At 47.1% G+C, this 23,155-nt stretch carries 22 protein-coding genes and 1 pseudogene; 18 read left to right on the plus strand and 5 right to left on the minus strand.

All coding sequences use genetic code 11. The features are described from left to right. Positions 1-110: 110 nt before the first annotated feature. Both ACW5MY_RS04895 and ACW5MY_RS04900 read left to right on the plus strand, forming a co-directional pair. Positions 111-602, plus strand: coding sequence for a YhcN/YlaJ family sporulation lipoprotein (locus ACW5MY_RS04895; protein ID WP_013351632.1), 492 nt, complete (start codon positions 111-113; stop codon positions 600-602). Positions 603-724: 122 nt separating this feature from the next. Then, entirely contained in the window at positions 725-1,627 is a 903-nt protein-coding gene (locus tag ACW5MY_RS04900; RefSeq protein ID WP_013351633.1) for a hypothetical protein, read from the plus strand. Here the strand turns inward: ACW5MY_RS04900 and ACW5MY_RS04905 are convergent, their stop codons facing one another. Beyond that, entirely contained in the window at positions 1,628-2,296 is a 669-nt protein-coding gene (locus tag ACW5MY_RS04905) for a spore coat protein (protein WP_013351634.1), read from the minus strand. Positions 2,297-2,482: 186 nt separating this feature from the next. Here ACW5MY_RS04905 and ACW5MY_RS04910 point away from each other — a divergent pair, with 186 nt between their 5' ends. Then, complete coding sequence (locus tag ACW5MY_RS04910; protein ID WP_289394239.1) at positions 2,483-4,546, plus strand: bifunctional metallophosphatase/5'-nucleotidase; 2,064 nt, start codon at positions 2,483-2,485, stop codon at positions 4,544-4,546. Beyond that, entirely contained in the window at positions 4,543-5,139 is a 597-nt protein-coding gene (locus ACW5MY_RS04915; protein ID WP_289394240.1) for a class D sortase, read from the plus strand. Before ACW5MY_RS04910 ends, ACW5MY_RS04915 begins: the two co-directional genes overlap by 4 nt. On the opposite strand, the gene ACW5MY_RS04920 is transcribed toward ACW5MY_RS04915, so the two are convergent. Further along, positions 5,136-6,044 carry an RluA family pseudouridine synthase gene (locus tag ACW5MY_RS04920; protein WP_289394241.1) on the minus strand — a complete coding sequence of 303 codons (909 nt, stop codon included), beginning with the start codon at positions 6,042-6,044 and terminating at the stop codon, positions 5,136-5,138. The two genes, ACW5MY_RS04915 and ACW5MY_RS04920, sit on opposite strands and share 4 nt — an antisense overlap. Positions 6,045-6,153: 109 nt before the next feature. Between ACW5MY_RS04920 and ACW5MY_RS04925 the strand changes: the two genes are divergently transcribed. From ACW5MY_RS04925 to ACW5MY_RS04985, 13 genes and pseudogenes are all read left to right on the plus strand, one after another. Further along, the gene (locus ACW5MY_RS04925) at positions 6,154-6,549 is read left to right on the plus strand and encodes a DUF5365 family protein (protein ID WP_193351502.1); all 396 of its coding nucleotides are present in this window, start codon (positions 6,154-6,156) and stop codon (positions 6,547-6,549) included. 131 nt (positions 6,550-6,680) lie between these two features. Beyond that, on the plus strand, positions 6,681-7,103 hold the full coding sequence (locus ACW5MY_RS04930; protein WP_013351639.1) for a CBS domain-containing protein: 423 nt from the start codon (positions 6,681-6,683) through the stop codon (positions 7,101-7,103). 128 nt (positions 7,104-7,231) lie between these two features. Beyond that, positions 7,232-7,919 (plus strand): annotated as a pseudogene (locus tag ACW5MY_RS04935) (HAD family hydrolase). Beyond that, entirely contained in the window at positions 7,912-9,450 is a 1,539-nt protein-coding gene (locus tag ACW5MY_RS04940) for a bifunctional GNAT family N-acetyltransferase/carbon-nitrogen hydrolase family protein (RefSeq protein ID WP_013351641.1), read from the plus strand. Before ACW5MY_RS04935 ends, ACW5MY_RS04940 begins: the two are co-directional and overlap by 8 nt. 240 nt (positions 9,451-9,690) lie before the next feature. Continuing rightward, positions 9,691-11,043, plus strand: a complete 1,353-nt coding sequence (locus ACW5MY_RS04945) for an aspartate aminotransferase family protein (protein ID WP_289394242.1) — start codon at positions 9,691-9,693, stop codon at positions 11,041-11,043. A 16-nt stretch (positions 11,044-11,059) separates the two neighbouring features. Further along, the gene (locus ACW5MY_RS04950; RefSeq protein WP_014469957.1) at positions 11,060-11,635 is read left to right on the plus strand and encodes a glycerol-3-phosphate responsive antiterminator; all 576 of its coding nucleotides are present in this window, start codon (positions 11,060-11,062) and stop codon (positions 11,633-11,635) included. A 173-nt stretch (positions 11,636-11,808) separates the two neighbouring features. Beyond that, positions 11,809-12,633, plus strand: coding sequence for an MIP/aquaporin family protein (locus tag ACW5MY_RS04955; protein ID WP_118977602.1), 825 nt, complete (start codon positions 11,809-11,811; stop codon positions 12,631-12,633). 16 nt (positions 12,634-12,649) lie between these two features. After that, positions 12,650-14,140 carry a glycerol kinase GlpK gene (gene glpK / locus ACW5MY_RS04960; RefSeq protein ID WP_071347173.1) on the plus strand — a complete coding sequence of 497 codons (1,491 nt, stop codon included), beginning with the start codon at positions 12,650-12,652 and terminating at the stop codon, positions 14,138-14,140. A 137-nt stretch (positions 14,141-14,277) separates the two neighbouring features. Then, positions 14,278-15,945 carry a glycerol-3-phosphate dehydrogenase gene (glpD, locus tag ACW5MY_RS04965; protein WP_013351646.1) on the plus strand — a complete coding sequence of 556 codons (1,668 nt, stop codon included), beginning with the start codon at positions 14,278-14,280 and terminating at the stop codon, positions 15,943-15,945. Positions 15,946-16,077: 132 nt separating this feature from the next. Next, positions 16,078-17,820 carry a phospho-sugar mutase gene (locus ACW5MY_RS04970; RefSeq protein ID WP_462061695.1) on the plus strand — a complete coding sequence of 581 codons (1,743 nt, stop codon included), beginning with the start codon at positions 16,078-16,080 and terminating at the stop codon, positions 17,818-17,820. A 143-nt stretch (positions 17,821-17,963) separates the two neighbouring features. Beyond that, positions 17,964-19,103 (plus strand): GAF domain-containing sensor histidine kinase, encoded by a 1,140-nt coding sequence (locus tag ACW5MY_RS04975; protein WP_013351648.1) that lies wholly within the window; start codon positions 17,964-17,966, stop codon positions 19,101-19,103. Next, positions 19,103-19,747: a response regulator gene (locus ACW5MY_RS04980; RefSeq protein WP_013351649.1), complete on the plus strand. Its 645-nt coding sequence runs from the start codon at positions 19,103-19,105 to the stop codon at positions 19,745-19,747. The genes ACW5MY_RS04975 and ACW5MY_RS04980 overlap by 1 nt, the downstream gene beginning before the upstream one ends. After that, entirely contained in the window at positions 19,748-20,272 is a 525-nt protein-coding gene (locus tag ACW5MY_RS04985) for an NADPH-dependent FMN reductase (protein ID WP_013351650.1), read from the plus strand. A gap of 13 nt (positions 20,273-20,285) precedes the next feature. Here the strand turns inward: ACW5MY_RS04985 and ACW5MY_RS04990 are convergent, their stop codons facing one another. Next, a complete protein-coding gene (locus ACW5MY_RS04990) occupies positions 20,286-20,528 on the minus strand; it encodes a YhdB family protein (protein WP_013351651.1) in 243 nt (80 codons plus the stop codon). Between the two features lie 191 nt (positions 20,529-20,719). Here ACW5MY_RS04990 and ACW5MY_RS04995 point away from each other — a divergent pair, with 191 nt between their 5' ends. Next, positions 20,720-21,043, plus strand: coding sequence for a DUF3889 domain-containing protein (locus ACW5MY_RS04995; RefSeq protein WP_013351652.1), 324 nt, complete (start codon positions 20,720-20,722; stop codon positions 21,041-21,043). A gap of 43 nt (positions 21,044-21,086) precedes the next feature. On the opposite strand, the gene ACW5MY_RS05000 is transcribed toward ACW5MY_RS04995, so the two are convergent. Further along, complete coding sequence (locus tag ACW5MY_RS05000) at positions 21,087-22,538, minus strand: C40 family peptidase (RefSeq protein WP_013351653.1); 1,452 nt, start codon at positions 22,536-22,538, stop codon at positions 21,087-21,089. Between the two features lie 178 nt (positions 22,539-22,716). Further along, positions 22,717-23,151: a nitric oxide-sensing transcriptional repressor NsrR gene (nsrR, locus tag ACW5MY_RS05005; protein ID WP_013351654.1), complete on the minus strand. Its 435-nt coding sequence runs from the start codon at positions 23,149-23,151 to the stop codon at positions 22,717-22,719. Positions 23,152-23,155 lie beyond the last annotated feature (4 nt).

Consider the following 23,155-nt stretch of genomic DNA (forward strand, 5'->3'; position numbering starts at 1 on the left):
ATCTTTTCCTTTCCTTCTGAAATTTATCCAAGCCGCATAAAGCAAACGGCGTGCATAAATCCCGCCGAATAGAAAAACCTATACGTAAAGTGAGAAAGGAGGAATTCAACATGATAAAAAAACAAGCAGTTATTTCTGCCCTTCTTCTGCCGATGCTGATTACCGCAGGGTGCAGCATGGGGAACCAGGGAGAAGGAAAACGAAATGACAACCGTACCCAGAATGTAAATTACCGCAACACGCCTACTGATCATAATAACAACCGTAACCTGAGAGTAGCTGATAAAGCCGCAGACAAGGTGACTGATCTGAAAGAAGTTAAAAATGCAACTGTGATCGTTGCCGGAAACAGCGCTTTTGTTGCCGTTGTTTTGACAAATGGGCAAAAAGGCGCCAGTGCCAACCATTTAAAACAAAAGATTACCGATAAAGTGAAATCAGCCGATAAACATGTCCGGACAGTATATGTATCAGCAAACCCGGATTTCGTTGAACGTATGCAAGGCTACGTAAAACGAATCAAAAACGGCCACCCTGTATCCGGTCTGTTTGATGAATTCGGTCAAATGGTGCAGCGTGTATTCCCAAATCCCAATAAATAAATGAATATGAAAAAGCCGCATTCTGCTGCGGCTTTTTTATTTTATCTGCCGTCACGTCCCAACGCTCAGGCGCATAAGGTAAAGAATGAGATGAAAATTGAAGGATCGGGGAGGGAGCTTGTTTGCGTGACAGCATGGGGAAACGGGCGGTATTCACTCTGATCCTGTGCGGAGTCCTTGTCATATTGGCTGTCAGTTCAGCCGTTTCAGTAAGTATGATGTACGTCCTGTCAGGCCAAAACAGCCGCTCTGTTCCGACGAAGGAACAAGTGACTGAACACATGAATAAAGAAATTTACAAACATACAGCGATTTACTATACGGCGGATGAAAAGCCGCTCTTGGATCTGACCAAGCTTACGCTAGACTACGCAAAGCGTATCAGCCAAATCATTGTCGGTTATAAAGGAACAGCGCCCCTTGAACTCATTTTCTTTTCGGATGAAGCTGAAATTGAGCAATATTCAGGGTTAAAAAATGTAGTCGGTTTTTATTCAGAGCAGGAGCAGATGATAGGACTGTTGCCTGAAGAGAAAAAACAGCTTTTGAAAAAAGATGAGCTGGCTGTTTTTATGTATAAGCAATTGATTATACATGAATATACGCACTATGCGTTTCATCAAAAAACACGTCAAATGGGGACGGCTACGTCTGTATTTCCGCTTTGGTTTCATGAGGGGCTGAGCGAGTGGGTCGCGCATTATGATGTAGTCATTGATCCGATTACATTTTCCGTCGTGCCGTTTGATCAATTAACGACCGACCGAAAATGGCAGAAATCGCGTATGGAATATGAGACGGATGTGTATTTGCAAAGCTTTTATATGATAAAGGATTTAACCGATACATTCGGAGAAGGCATTATTTTAACCATTATTAACAAAACAGCCGAAACACAGGATTTTGAAAAAGGCTTTGAAGCGGCTACAAAAGAAAGCCTGAAACGCTTTGAACATGATTTCACAAAAGCATATGAAAAAAAGAAAACGGCATTGGAGAGACAGGTATCCAACGCCGTTTCTTAATCAATGCAGGTTTTGCTGCTGCTGTCCCGTTTGGCCTTTAGTCGGAGGCATCTGCGGCTGCCCCTGCGCCGGCGCAAAGGAATTCAGCATGGTCTGCATATCTTGTGCATTGAGCTGAGGAACCTGATAATAACCGTGTTTGTTTTGGTATAAGAAGATTTCATAAGCCATTTCAACGTATTGCTGAATTTGAGCGGAGAGCACTCTTCTTGTCACAGGATTGGTCATTTCAAGCGAGCTCATCGTCAAGAGAGAAGCTTGTGCTTTAATCAGGCCGAGCATATGGCCGCTTATCCCAAGATCTTTGACATCACTTAATGATTGATTCGGTTTTTTCGGCTGTGTCGGTTTTATACCGTACACGGCTTGGTTCTGTTCCTTCATCATATATGTTGAAGTTTCCTGAGAAGGCTTTTGACCGGTCTTAAAGCATTCTGCCGTCAGATTATAGAGTCCGAGAATGAATTGGTACTGGCGATCAAGGATATCGGCCAGCTGCTGATCCTGTATAAATTGTCTGAGCATCATAAATTGATCCAAAACGCCGACTGTTCCGGCCAGTACTTCATGCATATCGAAAAGCTCATGTCCTCCGTGATTCACTTGCGGTGAACCCGGCATCCCCTGATTTACTGGCGACTGCTGCTGCTGATTCTGCTGCTGTTCCACTGGTTGTATTCCTCCTTCATGTCAAATCAGATGTGAAGAAAGCCGATCCGTTATACATCAAGACCTAATTCGTTACATGGTGATTATTTACTATTTTGCGCCAGCGAAGACAATCTTTACAAAAAAGTGATGTGATTTTTAAGAAAATAAGCTAACGTATTTCTTAGAAGACAAGGGGGGAAATGTATGAAGAAAAAAAGGTGTATGCGTCAGTGGTTCTGTCTGCTGGCGGTTTGTTTTATGATTTTCAGCGTAAAAGATGCGGAAGCAGTCGGACAAGCCGGTCCTCTGAATGAATCTGGAACGGATAAGGCAGATAAAGAACAGCGGACAGAAGACCCCGGCCGTGTCCCGCTCAGAATCATCAGCATGAATGATCTGCACGGAAAAATTGATCAGCAATATGAGCTGGACCTTAACGGAGACGGTAAACCGGACGGCACCTTCGGCCGGATGGACTACGCTGCGGCGTATATTAAAAAGGCGAAAGCCGAGAAAGAAAACGCCCTCGTGGTGCATGCGGGCGATATGATCGGGGGCAGTTCCCCTGTGTCAGCCCTTTTTCAAGATGAACCGACAGTTGAACTGATGGAAGACATCGGTTTTGATGTCGGAACTGTCGGCAACCATGAATTCGATGAAGGAACAAATGAGCTGATGCGGATCATCAATGGAGGAGATCATCCGGACGGTAAGGGGACAAGCGGTTATGACGGCCAAAATTTCCCGCTCGTTTGCGCCAACTGTAAACTGAAATCAGGAGAGTCCTTTCTGCCGCCGTATGAAATCAAATACGTTTCCGGAATTCCGGTCGCTTTTATCGGGGTTGTAACAAGATCGGCAGCAGGCATGGTCATTCCGGACGGAATCAAAAATATCACGTTTACCGATGAGGTAAAGGCCGTAAATGAAGCCGCCGCCGACCTGAAGAAGAAAGGAATTAAAGCAATCGCAGTGCTTGCCCATATGTCTGCTGAACAAAATGGCACAGCGATCACGGGAGAATCCGCAAAGCTGGCCGACGGGACAGACTCGGAGATTGACGTGATTTTCGCCGCGCACAATCACAAAGTCGTAAACGGGGAAGTCAACGGGAAGCTGATCGTGCAGGCATTTGAATATGGAAAAGCAATCGGAATCGCCGATCTCGAACTTGATAAAAAGTCGAAGGATATCGTAAAAAAATCAGCGGAAATCCAATACATCGATCAAAGTAAAATTAAGCCTGACCCGGCAGCGGCAAGCATATTAAGCAAATATGAAGAGAAAGTGAAACCGATTGTCAGCGAAGTGGTCGGGGAAGCGGCCCATGAAATAACGGGCGGCTATTCAAATGACGGGGACACGGCACTCGGAAATCTGATTGCCGACGGTATGAAAGCGAAGATGAAATCCGATTTTGCGCTAATGAATGGCGGCGGCATCCGGGACGGCATAAAAAAAGGGCCGATCACATGGGGAGATCTTTATAATATACAGCCGTTCGGCAATGTACTGACGAAGCTTGAAATCAAAGGGAAAGATCTGCGAGACATCATCAATGCGCAAATTTCCCCGGCTTACGGCCCGGATTACAGCATCAGCGGATTTTCTTATACATGGAACCCGGAAACCGGAAAAGCGGTTGATATGAAAATGGCGGACGGGACAGACATACAGCCCGAAAAGGTATATACATTAACAGTCAATGATTTTATGGCAAACGCAGCCGGGGCAAAATACGGCCCAATCGGGAAACTTGGGAAACATCCGGTGACGGGGCCGGAGGATTTGGAAGCGACAGTAGACTATGTCAAAAGCTTTTCAGCTCCGATTACTTATCAAGCGGAGGGCCGCATCCGCACGGCATCAGGAACCGAATCACCTGATGACACCGGAAACCCGCCGGGGAGAGAGGAAACACCCGGAGGCAGCAAACCTGATAACGGAGAAAAACCCGATCCGGCGGAAAAACCAGCTAAAGAAGATAAACCTGCTGGGGCAGAACAGCCTGATCACACCAAAAAACCTGAACGTCCTGTCATAGAAGAAACAGCTTCAGACACCGTGCAACCAATTCCTGAAACCCGCGCTGCGCCGGCTCCAAATCTGGAACAAAGCACAAAACAGACTGAAAGCGGCACACAAAAAGGCCGCCCATTGCCTGATACTTCAGCGGGCAGCCATCAGACGGCACTGGCCGGCCTGGTGATTACGGGCGCCGGCGTATTTTGGCTGTACAGAATGAAAAGGAGAACCCGCACACCATGAACAAGCTGAAACACATTCCGCTTCTTGTCATCATCATCGGTGTCGTCATCACATGTTATGGAAGCTGGAAGATCGTCGATTCACATATGAAAACAAACCAATCGCTTGAAGAAGCAAAAAAAGCGGCAGAACCCGTTCTGGCAAAGAAAGAAACAAAAAGCGCCGTGCTGGCACAACGCAAAAAAGAATTTCACCCCAAAACAGGTGAGGCAAGCGGTATTTTAGAAATCCCTGCAATCGACGCTGAACTCCCGATCGTGGAAGGGACTGACGCAGATGATTTAGCAAAAGGCGTCGGTCATTACAAAGACAGCTATTATCCGGATGAACACGGCCAAATCGTATTATCCGGCCACAGGGACACGGTGTTCCGCCGGACCGGCGAGCTGAAAAAAGGAGACAGACTGAACGTGATTTTGTCTTACGGCACGTTTTCTTATAAAATCAGGCATACAAAAATCGTCAGCCGGGATGATACGTCCGTCATCACCCTTCAGCACGAGCGGGAGGAACTGATCCTGACCACTTGCTACCCGTTTTCTTATATCGGAAATGCGCCGAAACGATATATTATATATGCCGACCCGGTTTAAGAGAAATACGTTTCGGCAAAGTTTGCCAGATCAGCCGGCATCGGCGCTTCGGCAACAATTTCTTCTCCGGAGATCGGATGGACGACACTGACCTTTTTTGCGTGAAGCGCCTGTCTGTGAAACAGCGCCCGGCTTCCGCCGTACAGCTCATCTCCCGCTAACGGATGGCCGATGCTTGCCATATGCACCCTGATTTGATGTGTTCTTCCGGTTTCCAATTCAAGCTCGACCAGTGAAAGCTGTGCGCCGGGATGATAGCCTTTCACTTTGTAATGGGTGACGGCGGCTTGTCCGCCGGGGGAGACGCGCCTTCTGACGGAATGTGACCGGTCACGGCCGATCGGAGAATCAACCGTGCCTTTTTTGGGCTTCACTTTCCCCTCCGCCACGGCGATATAGGTGCGTTTTAATGTTTTGGTTTCGAGCTGACGGTCAAGGATTGCATGAGCCAGCCGATGTTTAGCGAAAACGACCGCACCTGACGTGTCCTGGTCAAGACGGTGAACGTGGCGCACTTTCGCCTGTTCGCCGTTGATTTGAAAATGATAAGCGATCAGGTTGCTGAGGGTTCCGGTCTGACCCTCTTCATTCGGATGAGTCGGCATCCCCGCCGGCTTATTTGCAATCAGCATATGACTGTCCTCAAATAAAATTTCCGCTTCTCCATATTCCGGAACCACCGTAGAGTCCGTTTTTTCCTGAAGATCAATGAATAGGCGGTCTCCGGTTTTCAGTATGATGTTGTTTTTGGGAGATGTTCGATTTACTTGAATGTTTTCTTGGTTCATCCATTCAGTTATCACGGGTTTTGACGCCTGGAATTCTGATTTCAGGACAGAAAACAGCCATTGTCCGGCGTGTTTTTCCGTAATCAGAAGCTCCAGCCCGCGGTCATTTTGTTTCATATTATAAAGCTCCTTTTCAAGCGGAAAGCGGCTGTTTCAATAGGAAACACTTACCTTAGCTTTCGCGTTTTTTTCTATGCTATTCTTGATAAAGATTAAGGATATTCACATGGCAAGAAAGGTGATTGATGTGAGAATTGTGAACGCAGCGACTGACGGACAAGAAAGCGTAATACAAGAGCTTTCCTCTGAATTGTTCCAAAATGTCTTTCCTCTTTATTTCCCCGAACTGGAAATTCAGCGCTTTAAAAAAAGGGGCGTATTATCTTTACAAAACCAACTTTACCAAGGAACTTTAAAGGAAGCGTTTCAAATTATGGCTTGTCTGCAAACGGTACATAGCATGCTGTCAAAGCCGCACCGGGTATATGATGCCAAAGAACGGGCGCTGTTTAATAAAAATTGCGCTTTGCTGAATGATTGCGGGATGAATTTTCCGTTTACTTATGACGATTTTCAGACAGGGGCCGGATCAGAAGCCTGCGGTTACAGAAGGCTGATCTGACGGATGAAAAGAGCCTTTTTACAGGCTCTTTTTTTGCTTCTTTGACATAATACCACAATTTCTTTCCTCTAACTCCCTTTATAATGAGACAAACCCCCGAGCATAATAAATGTCGAAAGGGGTGCTTTACAATGAGTTCAATCAAACAATCAATGACTACCCACGTGGCTACCGTTTCTCCTAACCAAACGATTCAGGAAGCGGCTGCGCTGATGCATCAGCATAATGTCGGAGCGATTCCCGTCGTTGACGGAGGAGAGTTAAAAGGAATGCTGACAGACCGTGATATCGCATTGAGAACAACGGCTCAAGGCCGTGACGGCCAAACACCTGTTTCACACGTGATGTCTTCTAAAGTGGTATCCGGAAATCCGGAGATGAGTCTTGAAGAGGCGTCACAGCTGATGGCCCAACACCAAATCCGCCGCCTTCCCATTGTCGATCAAAATCATCTGGTCGGGATCGTTGCGCTTGGAGACTTAGCGGTCGATCAGCGTTCAAATGAGTCTGCGGGAGCAGCTCTTTCTAATATTTCCAGCCAAAACACACAGTAACGGATAAAGAGAGCTTGCACTGAATGCAGGCTCTTCTTTCCGTCCGAATGTTACTTTTTGAACGTGAAAGACATTCACGGTATAGTGTATACATAAGTCAGTACGATTAGCTAAAGGAGCTGTAAACAGTGATAAAAGCATTAATCTTTGATTTTGACGGGTTAATTTTAGATACAGAAACCCACGAATATGAAGTGCTGCAGGAAATGTTTGAAGAACACGGATCGACATTGCCTTTATCCGTCTGGGGAAAGGTGATCGGAACGGCTGCGGGGTTTAAGCCGTTCGCCTATTTAGAGGAGCAGCTGGGAAGAAAGCTTGATCATGACGAACTGACGGCGATCAGGCGCGCGCTTCGAACAGCGGATGAAGACGGAAACGGCGCGTCCCGGGGTTGAGGCTTATTTAGCCGCGGCAAAAGAATTAGGATTGAAGGTGGGGCTCGCTTCAAGCTCAGATTTCAAATGGGTATCGGGCCATCTGAAGGAATTAGGTCTGTTTGATGAATTTGAAGTGATTCAGACCGCTGACGACGTAGAGGAAGTGAAACCGAATCCGGAGCTTTATCTGAAAGCGGCGGAACATTTAGGCGTTGAACCGTCTGAATGCCTTGCCTTTGAGGATTCCGTCAACGGCTCAATCGCCGCCAAACGCGCCGGCATGAAATGTGTCATCGTGCCGAATAAGGTAACGGGCGCTCTGTTGTTTGAAGAGTACGATCACAGACTGGAATCAATGGCGGAAATGGAACTTGAATTACTTTTACAGCGATTGAACAATCAAAACGAACCGGCAGGGGGAAACAGCATTGTCTGAGAAACTTGATCTGACCCGTTTTGAAAAGAAAATGGTCATACGGAATATGGAAGAAAAAGATATCAACAAAATTATTGAGCTGCAAAAAGATTGTTTCCCGGGGATGGAGCCTTGGGAGCCTGAGCATTTAATCAGCCACCTCGCGCATTTTCCGGAAGGTCAGTTTTGCGCGGAGTATGAAGGGGAAATTATCGGTTCATGCTCCAGCCTGATCATCAATTTCGATGAATATGATGACCGCCACACATGGCAGGACATTACAGACGATGGTTATATCACGAACCACAACCCGGACGGGCTGAACTTGTACGGGATTGAAGTGATGGTCCATCCGGCATACAGACGGATGAAGATCGGACATCGGCTGTATGAAGCGAGAAAAGATCTGGCGAGACGATTGAATCTGAAAAGCATCATTATCGGCGGACGGATTCCGAATTACCATAAGTATGCGGAAGAAATGACGGCGAGAGCCTATGTTGAACAGGTGACGCGCCATCAGATTTATGATCCGGTGCTTTCCTTCCAGCTGATGAACGGATTTACGCTTATGCGGATCAATCCGAATTATCTTCCGGATGACACCGCGTCCATTAAATATGCGACATTAATGGAATGGAACAATGTCGATTACCTGCCGCAGTCGAAGCGCTATTACAAATCGGCATTTCCGGTGCGCATTTGCGTCATTCAATATGAAATGAAAAAGATTTATTCCTTCGAGGAATTTGCCAATCAAGTTGAATATTATGTGGACGTGGCTTCCGATGCGCGATCTGATTTCGCGGTGTTCCCAGAGATTTTCACGACGCAGCTGATGTCTTTCCTTGAGGAGCGTTCTCCGAGTCTGGCTATTCAGAGGATTACCGAATATACCGAGGACTATATCAGCCTCTTTACAGACCTCGCGGTGAAATACAATGTCAACATTATCGGCGGTTCCCACTTTGTTGAAGAAGAGGGGAAAATTTATAACATCGCCTACTTATTCAGACGTGACGGCACGATTGAAAAACAATATAAGCTTCACATTACGCCGAATGAACGGAAATGGTGGGGCATCAGCGCCGGAGACAGGGTGCGCGTATTTGATACGGACTGCGGAAAGATCGCCATTCAGATCTGCTACGATATCGAGTTTCCGGAGCTTGCGAGAATTGCCGCGGATCAAGGGGCGAAAATTATCTTTACGCCGTTCTGTACTGAAGACCGCCAAGGCTACTTGCGCGTAAGGTACTGCTCTCAGGCGAGGGCGGTTGAAAATCAGATTTACACCGTCATCTCAGGCACGGTCGGAAACCTGCCGCAAACAGAAAATATGGATATTCAGTACGCGCAGTCAGCCATTTTTGCTCCGTCTGATTTTGAATTCGCCAGAGACGGAATCGTCGGTGAAACGAATCCGAATATCGAAATGGTCGTTATCGGGGACGTCGACCTTGAAATTTTAAGAAGGCAGCGTGAAAACGGAACCGTGCGCCAGCTGAAAGACCGGCGCAAAGACATTTACCGGATTACGCATCTTAAATAAAGAAAGCCCGCTCCGCTTAGGGGCGGGTTTTTTTATAAAAACACTTGCACCGTACCCCGTTTCGGGATATGCTCTTGTAGCCCTTTCGCTTTCTGGGAGAAAGCGTTTTTTATTTGCCGCCGCTTTGTTGACTCGCCCGTGCTGCGCCTTTATATTCTTATTAAGAGGAAAACTTCACCAAGAAAATCGGCGTCAGAAGCCGTGCAGCTTTCGATACAGTGCAATGATATTGAAAGGGAGATGAGCGGTGTGGAACATGTACAAAAAAATCAGTCACTCAAACAAAAGGATAAAGAGTTGATTTGGCACGCGATGAAAGGGGCGGAGCCGGATGACAGCATAATCGTCCAAAAAGGGGAAGGCGCCTGGGTTACGGATATTGACGGCAGGCGGTATTTGGACGGCATGTCAGGACTGTGGTGCGTCAATATCGGATACGGGAGAAAGGAACTTGCCGATGCGGCCTACAGCCAATTGAAGGAGCTTCCTTATTATCCGCTGACCCAAAGCCATAAACCCGCGATTGAACTTGCGGAAAAACTGAATGAATGGCTCGGCGGCGATTATGTAATCTTCTTTTCCAACAGCGGATCGGAAGCAAATGAAACCGCGTTCAAAATTGCCCGCCAATACCACATTGAAAACGGCGATCACAGCCGCTTCAAATTCATCTCCCGATACAGAGGCTATCACGGCAATACGATGGAGGCGCTCGCCGCTACCGGCCAGGCGCAGAGAAAATATAAATATGAGCCGCTCTCACAAGGATTTTTGCATGCAGCGCCGCCTGATCTCTATCGGAATCCCGCCGATGCTGACACTTTGGAAAGCGCACATGAAATCGACCGGATCATGACGTGGGAGTTAAGCGAAACGATTGCCGGTGTTATTATGGAACCGATTATTACAGGCGGTGGGATACTGATGCCTCCGGACGGGTATATGGCGAAGGTAGAGGAAATTTGCCGCCGCCACGGCGCGCTGCTGATCAGTGATGAAGTCATTTGCGGTTTCGGCCGCACGGGAGAGCCGTTCGGATTTCAGCATTACGGCGTCTCGCCGGACATCGTCACAATGGCAAAAGGCATCACGAGCGCTTACCTGCCGCTGTCGGCGACGGCAGTGAAACGGGAGATTTTTGAGAAATACTCGGGCGGTGAGCCGTACGGCCGCTTCCGGCACGTGAATACATTCGGAGGCAATCCGGCAGCCTGCGCTCTCGCTTTGAAAAACCTGCAATTGATGGAGGACGAAAATCTGATCGCCCGTTCCCGGGAGCTTGGGGAAAGGCTGCTCCGGGAGCTTCAGCCGCTCAGAGAACATCCCGCGGTCGGAGATATACGCGGAAAGGGCCTTCTCACAGGCATCGAGCTTGTAAAGGACAAAATCACCAGGGAACCCGCTGATGCCGCCGCTGTGCAGCACGTCATCACCTCGTGTAAGAAAAAAGGCCTGCTTGTCGGGAAAAATGGCGATACTGTTGCGGGATATAATAATGTCATTCAGCTGTCACCGCCTTTTTGCCTGACTGACGAAGAGCTTTCTTTCATCATTTCGACCGTCAAGGAAAGCGTGCTGAGCATTGATTTTTAATGTAAAGGAGTAAAACATGAGTTTTCACAACCAGCAGATTTTACCGGCTATCCGGAACATGAAGCAATTCGATGCATTTTTAGAAAGTCCGTTCTTATACGGCGTCATTTTAGATATTCACCTCGGTCAATTAAAAGGTGTCGTGAATGAAGCGAAAAAACACGGAAAACACCTGATGATTCACGTCGATTTAATTCACGGCATTAAACATGATGAATACGGTGCGGAGTTCATTTGTCAGGACATCCGGCCCGCCGGCATCATTTCAACGAGATCCGCGGTCATCGCCAAAGCGAAACAAAAGAAAATATATGCGATCCAGCGTCTGTTTCTCTTGGATACAAGCGCCGTGGAAAAAAGTATGGAATTCGTCGGTAAGCATAAGCCCGACTTTATCGAGGTTCTACCGGGCATCGTTCCGACTTTAATCCGGGAAATTAAAGAGATGACGGGGATACCGATTTTTGCCGGCGGCTTTATCCGCACGGAGCAGGACGTTGAAAACGCCTTGCAGGCAGGGGCTACGGCCGTGACGACTTCAGACACCGATTTATGGGCTAAATATGAACATTCTATGACAAAAAAAGATTGACACCGCTTACACCCGTTGTTACAATAGACCTAGGTTAATACTATGTGATGGAGACCCGGAGACCCACAACAGCTCTTTACGAAAGGCAATAAAGCGTAAAGCGGTTTGTTGTGGGTTTTTTATTCTCTATAACTCTGTCAAACCTGCTATTTTGTCATTTAGGAGGAATGATGATGACAGCATTTTGGGGAGAAGTAATCGGTACAATGCTGCTTATTATTTTCGGCGGCGTTTGTGCGGGAGTCAACTTAAAGAAATCGCTTTCATACCAATCCGGATGGATTGTTGTTGTATTTGGCTGGGGGCTGGGAGTAGCCATGGCGGCATATGCAGTCGGCGGCATCAGCGGCGCTCACTTGAATCCGGCTTTAACGATAGGCCTTGCGCTTGAAGGCAGTTTTCCTTGGAAAGACGTCCCTGTTTATATTGCGGGACAGATGATCGGAGCCATTATCGGTGCGGTTATTGTGTACCTTCATTATCTGCCGCATTGGAAGGCGACGGATGATCCGGCCGCTAAACTGGGCGTTTTCTCAACCGGACCGAGTATTCCTCATACATTTGGGAATATGATAAGTGAAGTCATTGGTACATTTGTGCTTGTGCTCGGCATTTTGGCAATCGGAGCGAATGAATTTACAAAAGGGCTGAACCCGCTGATTGTCGGATTTCTCATCGTTGCCATCGGAATTTCTCTTGGAGGAACGACCGGGTATGCGATCAACCCTGCGCGGGATTTGGGGCCGAGAATCGCGCATGCCTTTCTGCCGATTCCGAAAAAAGGGCCGTCAAATTGGAGATATGCCTGGATTCCCGTTCTCGGTCCGATCATGGGCGGTGCGTTCGGCGGCGTATTTTACAATGCCGCGTTTAAAGGGAATGTGACACCTAGCTTTTGGTTTGTAAGCGTTATAATGGTTATCGTGCTTTTCATACTCTATATTTACACCAAAAAATCTCAATCACAGAAAACATTATCAAATTCTAAATATATTTAAAAAGGAGAGCGGCATCATGGAGACCTATATTTTATCAATTGACCAAGGCACAACAAGCTCAAGAGCGATTCTTTTTAATAAAGAAGGAAAAATCGTGCATTCCGCTCAAAAGGAATTCACACAGCATTTCCCTCAGCCGGGCTGGGTGGAGCACAATGCGAACGAAATCTGGGGAACGGTGCTCGCCGTTATCGCGACTGTTATCTCCGAGTCCGGGATCAGCGCTGATCAAATTGCCGGAATCGGCATCACGAACCAAAGGGAAACGACGGTCGTATGGGATAAAGACACCGGAAAGCCGATATACAATGCGATTGTATGGCAGTCCAGACAAACATCCGGCATTTGCGAAGAGCTTCGTGAAAAAGGATACAGTGATACATTCAGACAAAAAACGGGGCTTCTGATCGACCCTTATTTTTCAGGAACAAAAGTCAAATGGATTCTTGATAATGTAGAAGGCGCGCGGGAAAAAGCGGAAAACGGAAATCTTCTGTTTGGAACGATTGATTCATGGCTCATCTGGAAAATGTCCGGAGGCGCGGCACACGTAACGGATTATTCCAATGCCTCAAGAACGCTGATGTTTAATATTCATGAATTAAAATGGGATGACGAACTGCTTGACATTTTAGGCGTGCCGAAATCCATGCTGCCTGAAGTGAAACCGTCTTCTCATGTGTACGCGAAAACGGTTGATTATCATTTCTTCGGTAAAAATATTCCGATTGCGGGAGCGGCCGGAGATCAGCAGTCAGCGCTGTTCGGTCAGGCGTGCTTTGAAGAAGGCATGGGGAAAAACACATACGGCACAGGCTGCTTTATGCTCATGAATACCGGTGAAAAAGCCATTACTTCAGAGCACGGCCTGCTGACGACAATTGCCTGGGGATTAGACGGAAAAGTTGAGTATGCGCTGGAAGGAAGCATCTTTGTCGCTGGTTCTGCCATCCAATGGCTGAGAGACGGCATGCGGATGTTCCAGGATTCGAAAGAAAGCGAGACATACGCAGAGCGTGTGGATTCCACTGACGGTGTTTATGTCGTGCCCGCCTTTGTCGGATTAGGCACACCGTACTGGGACAGTGACGTGCGCGGCTCAGTCTTCGGCCTGACACGCGGAACGACGAAGGAGCATTTTATCCGGGCTACGATTGAATCGCTCGCATATCAGACGAAAGATGTTCTTGACGCCATGGAGGCTGATTCAGGCATCTCTTTGAAAACATTGCGTGTTGACGGCGGAGCGGTAAAAAATAATTTCCTTATGCAGTTCCAAAGCGACTTGCTTGATGTTCCGGTCGAACGTCCGCAAATTAATGAAACGACGGCGCTCGGTGCCGCGTATTTAGCCGGAATTGCTGTCGGCTATTGGAAGGACAGCACTGAAATCGCTGATCAATGGAATCTGGATAAGCAATTCAAACCGGAAATGGAAGATGAAAAACGCGAAGAATTGTACAGCGGCTGGAAAAAAGCAGTAAATGCAGCTATGGCTTTTAAATAAGATAAAATTGTGGTATACTGAAAACAAGTTAATAGGAACGGTCCTGAGATGAGGAGAGACCACAGCACCAAAGTGATGACAGCGCTTTGGCTGTTGTGGTCTCTTTTTCTATACCGTGACAACAAGGAGGAAACGTAATGATGAATCACCAATTTTCAAGTTTGGAACGGGATCATATGCTGGAAGACATGACTAAAAAAACATACGATCTGTTTATTATAGGCGGAGGTATTACAGGTGCCGGTACGGCGCTTGACGCTGCTTCAAGAGGAATGAAAGTCGCTTTGAGCGAAATGCAGGATTTTGCGGCCGGCACATCAAGCCGATCTACAAAGCTTGTCCACGGCGGCTTGCGTTATCTGAAGCAATTTGAAGTTAAAATGGTGGCTGAAGTCGGTAAGGAACGTGCCATTGTGTACGAAAACGGCCCGCACGTGACGACGCCGGAATGGATGCTGCTTCCGTTCCATAAAGGAGGCACATTCGGTTCATTCTCTACTTCCATCGGTCTGCGTGTGTATGACTATTTAGCAGGGGTGAAAAAAGCAGAGCGCAGAAGCATGCTGTCTGCAAAAGAAACACTGCAGAAAGAGCCGCTTGTCAAAAAAGACGGCTTAAAAGGCGGAGGCTACTATGTAGAGTACCGCACGGACGATGCGAGACTGACGATTGAAGTCATGAAAGAAGCCGTTAAATTCGGTGCAGAGCCTGTCAACTATTCTAAAGTGAAAGAGCTGCTGTATGAAAAAGGAAAAGTTGTCGGCGTTTTAGTTGAAGATTTGCTGTCAGGCAAGGAATACAAAATTTACGCCAAAAAAATCGTCAATGCGACAGGTCCGTGGGTTGACCAGCTGAGAGAAAAAGACCACAGCAAAAACGGTAAGCATCTCCAGCATACAAAAGGGGTCCATCTTGTATTCGACCAATCCGTATTCCCGCTTAAACAGGCAGTGTACTTTGACACGCCGGACGGCCGGATGGTGTTCGCCATTCCGCGTGAAGGAAAAACATATGTAGGTACGACAGATACGGTTTACAAACAAAAGCTTGAGCATCCGCGCATGACGGTGCAGGATCGTGATTATGTCGTCAGCTCTATCAATTATATGTTCCCGGAACTGAATATTACGGCTGACGATATTGAATCAAGCTGGGCCGGCCTCAGACCGCTCATTCACGAAGAAGGAAAAGATCCGTCTGAGATCTCCCGTAAAGATGAAATCTGGACATCTCAATCCGGGCTGATTACAATCGCCGGAGGAAAACTGACGGGTTACAGAAAAATGGCTGAGCACATTGTCGATCTTGTCCGCGACCGTTTAAAAGAAGAAGGCGGCCAGGACTTCGGCGGCTGTAAAACGAAGACGATGCCGATTTCCGGAGGACATGTCGGCGGCTCTAAAAACTTCGAGTCATTTGTGGAAGCAAAGACAAAAGACGGCTTGAAAATCGGTTTATCACAGGAAACTGCTAAGCAGTTAGCCATCAGATACGGCTCTAACGTTGATAATGTCTTCAACCGCATTGAAGGTCTGAAAGACGAAGCGGCAAAACGCCAGATCCCGGTTCACATTTTGGCGGAAGCGGCTTACAGCATTGAAGAAGAGATGGCTGCGACACCTGCTGATTTCTTCGTCCGCAGAACGGGCAGACTGTTCTTCGACATCAAATGGGTGAAAACGTATAAAACGGCTGTGATTGATTACATGAGCGACCGATTCCAATGGGATGATGAAACGAAAGCGAAACACACCGAGTGGTTAAACACGCTGCTGCATGATGCGGTTGTTCCGCTCGAACAATAATAATCGGAGGGCTGTGCCGAAAAGGCATAAGCCCTTCTTTTTACATAAAGCGTTGAGTTAAGTTATCAAGTGACACGGACAGCCGCTTCATATTAAAATATGGTCATAAGCTGAAATTATAGGAGGACGAACATGAGTTGGAGTAAGAGTTACGAACGCTGGAATCAGGCCGAACATTTAGATTCAGAATTGAAAAAATTATTGGCGGCCGCAGAAGGAAACGAGCAGCTGCTGGAAGACTTTTTCTACAAAAATCTGGAGTTCGGAACAGGAGGCATGAGAGGAGAAATCGGACCGGGCACAAACAGAATGAACATTTACACGGTCCGCAAAGCATCCGCCGGGCTTGCGGCGTATATCGCCAAACATGGCGAGGACGCGAAAAAAAGAGGCGTTGCGATCGCGTACGACTCCCGTCATAAATCCCCTGAGTTTGCGATGGAAGCTGCCAAAACCCTTGCTTCCCAAGGCATTCAAACATACGTATTTGATGAGCTCCGCCCGACGCCTGAGCTTTCTTTTGCGGTGAGAAAGCTGAACGCTTATGCGGGTATCGTCGTGACGGCCAGCCATAACCCGCCTGAATATAACGGATATAAAGTGTATGGCGATGACGGCGCACAGCTGCCGCCGAAAGAAGCGGACATCGTCATTGCTGAAGTGAATGCCATAGAAAATGAATTAACGATTCAAGTTGAAGATGAACAGGCGCTGAAGGAAAAAGGTTTAATTAAGATTATCGGTGAAGAAATTGATAAATCATATACTGAAAAACTGACTTCCATCTCCGTTCATCCTGAGCTTTCAGAAGAAGTGGACGTCAGCGTCGTGTTCACTCCGCTGCACGGCACGGCGAATAAACCGGTACGCCGGGGTCTTGAAGCACTCGGTTACAAAAACGTCACTGTCGTAAAGGAACAAGAGCTTCCGGACTCGGATTTTTCAACCGTCAAATCGCCAAACCCTGAAGAGCACGCGGCATTCGAATATGCCATTAAGCTCGGAGAAGAACAAAATGCCGATATTCTCGTTGCTACGGACCCGGATGCCGACCGTCTCGGCATTGCCGTGAAAAACAGTGAAGGCAAGTATACGGTGCTGACGGGGAACCAGACAGGGGCGCTTTTATTGCACTATCTGCTTTCCGAGAAGAAAAAACAAGGGTCCCTTCCGGAAAACGGCGTTGTCATGAAAACGATTGTCACAAGCGAATTGGGCCGCGCCGTCGCTTCATCGTTCGGATTAGATACGGTTGACACGTTAACAGGCTTCAAATTTATCGGTGAAAAGATCAAAGAATATGAAAAATCCGGCCAATACACATTCCAGTTCGGGTATGAAGAAAGCTACGGCTACTTAATCGGAGATTTCGCCCGTGACAAAGATGCAATCCAGGCTGCGCTGTTAGCCGTCGAAGTATGCGCTTTTTATAAAAAGCAGGGCATGTCGATTTATGACGCGCTGCTCTCCATCTTTAAAGAATACGGATATTATCGTGAAGGCTTGAAGTCATTGACGTTAAAAGGAAAACAGGGAGCCGAACAGATTTCCGCTATCCTGACTTCATTCCGAAATGATCCGCCAAAGCAAATGGCCGGAAAACAAATTACGCAAGCTGAGGATTATTCAACAGGAAAACGGACTGTATTTGCCGGTCATCGGGAAGAGGATATTGATCTTCCGAAGTCAAACGTCCTGAAATATTTCCTTGAAGACGGCTCTTGGTTCTGCCTTCGTCCATCAGGAACGGAGCCGAAAGTGAAGTTCTATTTCGCAGTGAAAGGCACTTCTTTACAAGACAGCGAACAGCGTCTTGCAGCATTATCTGACGCCGTCATGAAAACGGTGGACAGCATAGTGGAAAAAACGAAATAAACTACAAACCGCCGGAAGCGACATCCGGCGGTTTTTTTACGCCTCATCCGAAAGTATGAGAAAAAATCATGCTGAAAACAAAGGAATATACAGATGAGAATTGATATAATATGGATAATTCTGATTGGCCGGAGTGAGGGAGTTTGACGAAAACGACGGTAGAAACGTTAAAAACATTAAAAGCGATTGCGGAAACCTTAAACCAAAGCCACGATATGAAAGGAGCGCTTGATAAAGTCCTGCGCGAACTGCTCAGTCTGACCGGGCTGCAGACAGGATGGATTTTTCTGATTGAGCCGGACGGATCCTATACGCTCGCCGCATCCGCTTATTTACCGCCGGCTCTCGGTCAGCGGGACAATGCATTAATGTGCAGCGGGGACTGCTATTGTCTGACCAAATTCAGCAACGGAGGATTGACCAAGGCTGTAAACATTATGAATTGTAAACGGATTGAATTTGCGGAACAGACGACGAACTGCCGCGACACGGAGGGCATTACCCATCATGCGACCGTTCCCCTTGAAGACGGCGGCCGGAAATTCGGTTTACTGAATGTCGCTGCAAGTGAAAAGACATTTTTCAATGAAGAAGAACTGCATCTTCTTGAAGCGGTTGCGTTTCAAATCGGAACGGCGATCCAGCGGATGAAACTGGCTGAATTTGAACAGCAGAACGCCCTGTTGATGGAACGAAGCAGACTCGCGCAAGAGCTGCATGATTCCGTCAATCAGATACTGTTTTCTGTCAGCTTAACGGCAAAAGCCGCTAAAAGCTTGACAGATGATGAACGGCTCCGGCAGATGATTACGTTCATCCAGGAGCTCTCTCAGGATGCGTTAACAGAAATGAGGGCGCTCATTTGGCAGCTGAGGCCGGAAAGCTTAACGAAAGGGCTGTATGCGTCGATCAAAAGCTATGCCGCTCTCATCGGTCTGGAAGCAGTCTGTGACATGGAAGACGAACTGGAGCTTACGGATGAACAGGAACACGCGCTATGGCGGATCGCCCAGGAAGCTTTGAATAACTGCAAAAAGCATGCGGGAACGGACCGGGTTATCATTTCCGCCGTTAAAAAGCCGGATTACGCCGAGCTTACCATTAGCGACCATGGAGCCGGCTTCAGCACTGATGCGCATGCGGGACTGCCGTCGCTCGGCATTGCCGGCATGAAAGCGCGCGCCGAAGCAATCGGAGCCCGTTTTACATTGCAATCTGAGCTTGGCGGCGGAACGATTGTCTCCGTTCGGCTTCCGTTTTTCGGGATAGGAGGGTCTGACTGATGAAAATTGTGATCGCTGATGATCATCACGTTGTCCGCAAAGGACTACGCTATTTCTTCGCCACTCAGGAGGATATTGAAGTTGTCGGTGAGGCGTCTACCGGTGCTGAAGCGCTTCAGCAAGCTGAAAAGACGGGGCCGGACATCATTTTAATGGACTTATCAATGCCTGATATGGATGGCATTGAAGCGGCAAACATTGCGGCTGAACGATTTCCTGACATCAGCATAGTCGTGTTGACGAGCTATTCTGACCGGGAGCATGTCATTCCCGCTCTAAAAGCCGGCGCCAAAGCGTATCAGCTGAAAGACGCCCAGCCCGATGACTTAGTGAAAACACTTCGTGAAGTATATTCCGGACGTTACCGGCTGTCGGCGGACATTGTGCCTCACGTGCTCAATCATATGGTTCAGGATGATCAGAATAAGGAAAAATATTATCAGCTGACCCCTCGTGAAAAAGATGTTCTTCAAGAAATAGCCAAAGGGAAAAGCAATAAGGAAATTGCCGCATCTCTGTTTATTTCTGAAAAAACAGTGAAGACCCATGTGTCCAACCTGCTGTCAAAGCTGAATCTTTCCGATCGGACGCAAGCGGCATTGTATGCCGTAAAATATAATGTTTCTGGAAAGGCGGTAAAATAAATGAGCATATTAGTGATCAGCGGCACCCCGAGAAAAAACGGGCGGACTAGAATTGCCGCTTCTTATATCAGAGACCGGTTTCATACCGATTTTATTGATTTGAGCGAAAGCGGACTGCCGCTATATAACGGTGAAGAAGAACAGAATGAATTGCCCTCAGTGCAAGAGCTGAGACGGCTTGTGAAAAAGTCGTCTGCCGTCGTCTTATTATCTCCCGAGTATCACAGCGGCATGAGCGGCGCGTTAAAAAACGCCATTGATTTTTTAAGCAGCGAACACTGTACCTATAAACCGGTGGCAATCATTGCCGCGGCGGGCGGAGGAAAAGGCGGCATGAACGCGCTGGCGAATATGCGGACAGTCATGCGGGGCGTCTATGCAAATGTTATCCCGAAACAGCTGATTTTAGATCCGATTCACATTGACATGGAGCGCCAGACCGTATCTGAGGATATGGCGGTCAGCCTGAAAGACATGATGGAAGAACTGAACATGTTTATAAACACAGGAAATCCCGGCGTTTAACGCCGGGATTGTTTTATGTCAGCATGGCTAATTGATCTTCATACGCGAGTTCTGCCGCATGATCAATATACCCGAGAAGGGAATACAGCTCTTTTTCAAGCACCGCATCATCATATTCGAAATGATACGCGTGCAGAAAGTGCTCAATACGCTTTGATAACAAATCATCTTTCGTACGCACCATCAAAATTAACAAATTGTCCCATTGGGATCGGTGTGTGTAATACAAGGCTTTATCATAATCGGCATGATCCATCTTACGCTTCTCCTTTCAATGAGAAGTTCTCCGTTAGTTTATGCCGCCGAAGCCTGAATGCAACGGGGGAAAAGTTGGTGGCCGTATAACTGCGGTATAGCAATATGAGGGAGACATAAAATAAAACCGCATATCCGCCCCTTTTTTGGACACGCTAAGATTGACTAAAAACGACTCAGGAGAACATAACAATGAAATCCCTTCCATTTGCGCTGGCCTTATTGTTTTGCGGCATTCTCATCGCCTCGATCGCTGAAAAAGGACATACAGAACACCTTGATCCATCAGTTGAAAAATGGGAGCAGCTCGCATGGAATCAGCTGGAACGTGAATACGAGGGAGCCGAGCTTACCGATTATTCATACATGGGCCGTACGAAAGTAAACCGGGAACAGACGAAAGACGTGTTTCGCGTTACGGTAAAAACAAAAAAAGATACGTTTTCATCCCGTGCTGAAGTGTATTTTCATCCCGTGACAAAACATGTGATCAGCATTAATATTTTCAGACTGTAAAAAAAAGCTGCACAGCCTGATGCGGCTATGCAGCTTGTCTGTATCAGAAGAAGCGTTTCGCTCCGAGGTAGCGCTGTTTCCAATAGGAATTGTTCATGCTGGAAATGACGACACCCGAATCGTTGGCATTAATAAACTGTCCGTTTCCGAGATAAATGCCGACGTGGGAAGGGCCGGCTTTATAAGTTGAGAAAAAGACAAAGTCACCGACCGCCGGCTGGCTTACTGATGTCATCGTATTCCAGTAGCCTGCGGCTGAAAGTCTGGATACGGAAGTGACCTTATTGAGAACGTAATAAATAAAGCCGCTGCAGTCAAAGCCTCTCGGCGTTGTCCCGCCCCATACATACGGTACGCCCAGTTGAGCTTTTGCGGCATCGATCATTACATTAATCTTCGCGCTTGTTGAACCTGTGCCGCCTGTTCCGCCGGACTGATTCGGTGTTGGGTTTGTCTGCTGTCCGGTAATCGTCAGCTTCTGTCCGATCTGAAGCACATCTGTTTTCAGATTGTTTTTCTCGCGGATCTGCTGGGCGGTTACATTGAATTTTTGGGCGATCACCCATAAAGAATCCCCGCTTTTCACGGTATATGTAGTGGTTTTCCCTGTATCTCCGGATTGGTTAGGAGTTGACGGAGACGAAGAACCGGAAGATGACGTTTTTGTCAGCTTAAGCACTTGTCCGACCCGCAGCATGTCTGACGTCAGTTTATTGATACTTCTGATTTGCTGAACCGTCATATTGTATGCGTTTGCGATTTTCCAGAGCGAATCGCCGCTTTTTACTGTGTAAGAGGACGTTTGCGTCTGGTTTTGATTTTGGTTTGAATTGTCCTTTGGCGGCGTACTTCCCGAAGAAGACGTTCCTTTTGTTTTCAAGACTTGGTTGACGTAGATCGTATCCGTTTTTAAGTTGTTTAAAACTTTGAGTTCCGCAATGGTCATATGGACGCTGTTTGCGATCTTCCATAGTGAATCGCCGAGTTTGACTTTATATGTCCCGGAAGATGATGACTGATTTTTGCTGCTGTTTGAGCTGCTGCCCGGCACGGTTTTTGTCTGGTCGGTGCTTGAGGAAACTTTCCCTGTCACTTGCAGCTTCTGTCCCGCGCGGATTAAGTCGCTTGTCAGACCGTTCAGTTTTTTCAGTTCCTGCACGGACATTTTAAAATCAGATGCGATCAGCCAGAGCGAGTCTCCGCTTTTAACCGTATACACACTTTTAGATGTGCCGCTGTTCTTTGAAGGTGACGATGAGCTTCCGGAATCTGATTTGCCGTTAGGGATGGTGAGCGTCTGCCCGATGGAAAGCACGCTGGATTTTAAATGATTCGCTGATGTAATGGCATCCACGCTTGTATTGTAGGTTTGGGCAAGCTTCCATAATGAATCTCCGCTTTTGACCTTAATCGTTTGTGCTTCTGCCGGTGTTACAGCTAATGCAGACCCGACAATCGCAGATGCAGTCAAACCGACCGCTAACTTTTTTTTCATAGTGAATCTCCCTTTTCCTGCGATGATTTTACTATCCCCATTCGTTGCAGCCGCAAGATGAGGATATCAGTAATGATAATCTTTATATCGGCACTTGTCTGCAATCATTTATCATATTAAGAGAATTAGTCCTTTTTTCTTATGCGGGCATAAAAAAAGAAGGAATGCGGACATTCCTTCAGCTTCTGAGCAGTCTCATAATCTCCTCTTTATTTTTGACCAGATCCCTCAACGTATATTTGTCTAAAACGGCCAGATAAGCTTGGAGAGCTTCATACAACAGGTTCTTTAAGTTGCAGGCGGGAGATATGATACAGAGATTTTTTTGGGAGTCAAAGCATTCTACGATGTTAAAGTCGTCTTCTGTATTTCGAACGACTTCACCAATGTTTATGTCTTCCGGTATCATTCCTAATCGGATACCGCCTCCACGGCCGCGGATCGTTTCTACATACCCGAGCTGGCCGAGACGGTAAATCACTTTCATAAGGTGGTTTTTAGAGATGGAATACGTGTCTGCGATTTCTTTTATGTTAGAAAGTTCTTCGGAAGGTCTGGAAGCCAAAAAAATCAAAACGCGTAAAGAATAATCAGTGTAATTCGTTAATTTCATAGAA

The organism is Bacillus sp. Bwzl_19, assembly GCF_054900515.1.

Coding starts and splice junctions, on each gene's coding strand:
- ACW5MY_RS04895 (WP_013351632.1), top strand. CDS start 111: ATGATAAAAAAACAAGCAGTTATTTCTGCCCTTCTTCTGCCGATGCTG.
- ACW5MY_RS04910 (WP_289394239.1), top strand. CDS start 2,483: ATGAAGAAAAAAAGGTGTATGCGTCAGTGGTTCTGTCTGCTGGCGGTT.
- ACW5MY_RS04915 (WP_289394240.1), top strand. CDS start 4,543: ATGAACAAGCTGAAACACATTCCGCTTCTTGTCATCATCATCGGTGTC.
- ACW5MY_RS04920 (WP_289394241.1), bottom strand. CDS start 6,044: ATGAAACAAAATGACCGCGGGCTGGAGCTTCTGATTACGGAAAAACAC.
- ACW5MY_RS04925 (WP_193351502.1), top strand. CDS start 6,154: ATGGCAAGAAAGGTGATTGATGTGAGAATTGTGAACGCAGCGACTGAC.
- ACW5MY_RS04930 (WP_013351639.1), top strand. CDS start 6,681: ATGAGTTCAATCAAACAATCAATGACTACCCACGTGGCTACCGTTTCT.
- ACW5MY_RS04945 (WP_289394242.1), top strand. CDS start 9,691: ATGAGCGGTGTGGAACATGTACAAAAAAATCAGTCACTCAAACAAAAG.
- ACW5MY_RS04950 (WP_014469957.1), top strand. CDS start 11,060: ATGAGTTTTCACAACCAGCAGATTTTACCGGCTATCCGGAACATGAAG.
- ACW5MY_RS04955 (WP_118977602.1), top strand. CDS start 11,809: ATGACAGCATTTTGGGGAGAAGTAATCGGTACAATGCTGCTTATTATT.
- glpK (WP_071347173.1), top strand. CDS start 12,650: ATGGAGACCTATATTTTATCAATTGACCAAGGCACAACAAGCTCAAGA.
- glpD (WP_013351646.1), top strand. CDS start 14,278: ATGATGAATCACCAATTTTCAAGTTTGGAACGGGATCATATGCTGGAA.
- ACW5MY_RS04970 (WP_462061695.1), top strand. CDS start 16,078: ATGAGTTGGAGTAAGAGTTACGAACGCTGGAATCAGGCCGAACATTTA.
- ACW5MY_RS04980 (WP_013351649.1), top strand. CDS start 19,103: ATGAAAATTGTGATCGCTGATGATCATCACGTTGTCCGCAAAGGACTA.
- ACW5MY_RS04985 (WP_013351650.1), top strand. CDS start 19,748: ATGAGCATATTAGTGATCAGCGGCACCCCGAGAAAAAACGGGCGGACT.
- ACW5MY_RS04990 (WP_013351651.1), bottom strand. CDS start 20,528: ATGGATCATGCCGATTATGATAAAGCCTTGTATTACACACACCGATCC.
- ACW5MY_RS04995 (WP_013351652.1), top strand. CDS start 20,720: ATGAAATCCCTTCCATTTGCGCTGGCCTTATTGTTTTGCGGCATTCTC.
- ACW5MY_RS05000 (WP_013351653.1), bottom strand. CDS start 22,538: ATGAAAAAAAAGTTAGCGGTCGGTTTGACTGCATCTGCGATTGTCGGG.
- nsrR (WP_013351654.1), bottom strand. CDS start 23,151: ATGAAATTAACGAATTACACTGATTATTCTTTACGCGTTTTGATTTTT.